The 2,254-nt window shown below is 76.8% G+C and carries 3 protein-coding genes; all 3 read left to right on the top strand.

Features of this window, described 5'->3' with window-relative positions:
• Positions 1-71: 71 nt before the first annotated feature.
• Positions 72-947: an ATP-binding cassette domain-containing protein gene (locus tag ND748_RS30365; RefSeq protein ID WP_374216076.1), complete on the top strand. Its 876-nt coding sequence runs from the start codon at positions 72-74 to the stop codon at positions 945-947.
• Positions 944-1,807, top strand: a complete 864-nt coding sequence (locus ND748_RS30360; RefSeq protein WP_251749687.1) for an ABC transporter ATP-binding protein — start codon at positions 944-946, stop codon at positions 1,805-1,807. The genes ND748_RS30365 and ND748_RS30360 overlap by 4 nt, the downstream gene beginning before the upstream one ends.
• Positions 1,808-1,835: 28 nt before the next feature.
• Positions 1,836-2,254 (top strand): LLM class flavin-dependent oxidoreductase (locus tag ND748_RS30355; protein ID WP_251749685.1); only part of this gene is annotated, 419 nt, incomplete at its 3' end.

The raw sequence follows: 2,254 nt of genomic DNA, 5'->3' as shown, positions 1-2,254 counted from the left end.
GCCCCGACGGCGCTGACGGCCCGGTCCGCCCCGCGAACGCGATGGCCGCGGGTCCGCGGGGAGGGCCGGACATGACGACCGGCGCGGCGGTGCTGGCGGTGACCGACCTGCGGGTGCGTCTCGGCGGCGTCGACGTGGTGGACGGCGTCAGCTTCGCCCTGGGGGCGGGCGAACAGGTGGGGCTCATCGGCGAGTCCGGGTCGGGCAAGTCGCTGACCGCGCTGGCCGTGCTCGGCCTGCTCCCGGCGGGGGCGGGCGTCACCGGCAGCGTCCGCCTGCAGGGCCGCGAGCTGCTCGGCGGCTCGGACCGGGAGCTGTCCCGGCTGCGCGGCCGGGACCTTGCGATGATCTTCCAGGAGCCGTCGACGGCGTTGAACCCGCTGATGCGGGTCGGCCGCCAGATCTCCGAACCACTGCGGCTGCACCGCGGATACTCCCGCCAGGCGGCGGCGCGGGCCGCGGTGGAACTCGCCGCGACGGTCGGGCTGCCGGACCCGCAGCGGCTCGTCCGGTCCTACCCGCACGAGCTTTCCGGCGGCCAGCGCCAGCGGGTCTGCATCGCCGCGGCGCTGGCCTGCCGGCCGGCGCTGCTGATCGCGGACGAGCCGACGACGGCGCTCGACGTCACCGTCCAGTCCGAGATCCTCGCCCTGCTCGGCCGGCTCGTCGCCGACGCCGGCACCGCGCTGCTGTTCATCACGCACGACCTCGCGGTGGTCGCGGCCGTCACCCGCCGACTCGCCGTGCTGCGCCGCGGTCGGGTCGTGGAGACCGGCGCGACCGACGACGTGCTGCGCGCCCCCGCCGACCCGTACACCCGCGCACTACTCGCGGCGGCGCGGCTGACCCAGTGGGATCTCCCCGCCGGCGCCGCGGTGGCGCCGGCCGTCCGCGGGTCCGACGTGCCGAGCCCGGCGTCCGAGGCGACCTCGGGGACGGTCGCGTGACCACCGGGTCGTCGTTCGAGCCCGCCGGGCCGTCGATCGGCGCCGCCGAGCCGCTGTTCGAGGCCACCGGGCTCGGGCGTAGCTACCGCCTGCCGCGGACGTCGCCGTTCGGCCCGCCCGGCGTCCGCCACGCCGTGCGCGACGTGACCCTGCGCCTCGCCGACGGGGCGGCGCTCGGGATCGTCGGCGAGTCCGGGTCGGGCAAGTCGACCCTCGTCCGCCTGCTCCTCGGACTGGACCGCCCCGACGCCGGCACCGTCCGCTACCGGGGCCGGCCGGTCGTCGCCGGGCGTCCCCGCTCGCTGCGCGGGTTCCGCCGCGAGGTCCAGGTCGTCTTCCAGGATCCGGCCGGTTCGCTCGACCCGCGGATGACCGTCGGCGCGGCCGTCGCGGAACCGCTGGCCTGCCTCGGCATTCCCGGCGACCACGGCGAGCGGGTCGACGAGGTGCTGCGGGCCGTCGACCTCGACCCCGACGTCCGCGGGCGCTACCCGCACGAGTTCTCCGGCGGCCAGCGCCAGCGCATCGCCATCGCCCGGGCGCTGGCGCCCCGCCCGCGGGTGCTCGTCGGCGACGAGCCGGTCAGCGCCCTGGACGTCGCCGTCCGCGCCCAGATCCTCGACCTGCTCGGCCAGCTCGTCCAGCGCCACCGTCTGGGCCTCGTGCTCGTCTCCCACGATCTGGGCGTGGTCGCCCGGCTCTGCGATCAGATTGCCGTCATGCGCGGCGGCACGCTGGTCGAGCAGGGTGCGACCGGCGACGTGCTGTCTCGGCCGGCCCATCCGTACACCAGGGCGCTGCTCGCGGCCGTGCCACGGCTGCCGCCGCCCTGGCCGGCGCATGCTGGTGGGCCCCGGTAGTCGATGAGGTTCGACCAGGGAGGACGCAATGACTGAACCCGTCGGACCCGGCCCGTTCAGGCTGGGTTTCCTGACCCATGTGCACGGCCGCGGACGGCCGGTCCGCGCCGTCTACCGCGAGCTGGTGGAGCTGTTCGTCGCCGCCGAGGAGCTCGGGTTCGACGGCGGCTGGCTCGCCCAGCACCATTTCTCCCCCGACTACGGCCGGCTGCCGTCGCCGTTGCTGCTGCTCGCCGCGGCCGCCCAGGCGACCCGGCGCATCGAGCTGGGCACCGCGGTCGTGGTGCTGCCGCTGGAGGACCCGATTCGCCTCGCCGAGGACGCCGCCGTCCTCGACGCGCTCAGCGGCGGTCGCCTGCAGCTCGGGCTCGGCACCGGCGGCCCGAGCGCGCCCGCCTTCGGCGCCGTCGCCCGGGTCGTCGCCCGCCGCCGGGAGCGGTTCGCCGA

Origin of the sequence: Frankia sp. AiPs1 (assembly GCF_023716945.1) — a bacterium.
In the GTDB taxonomy this organism is placed as follows: Bacteria; Actinomycetota; Actinomycetes; order Frankiales; family Frankiaceae; genus Frankia.
This window is presented reverse-complemented; position numbering and strand designations above follow the sequence as displayed.

Excerpts from the sequence above, each read along its gene's own strand:
- ND748_RS30365 (WP_374216076.1), top strand. The coding sequence starts at position 72 with ATGACGACCGGCGCGGCGGTGCTGGCGGTGACCGACCTGCGGGTGCGT.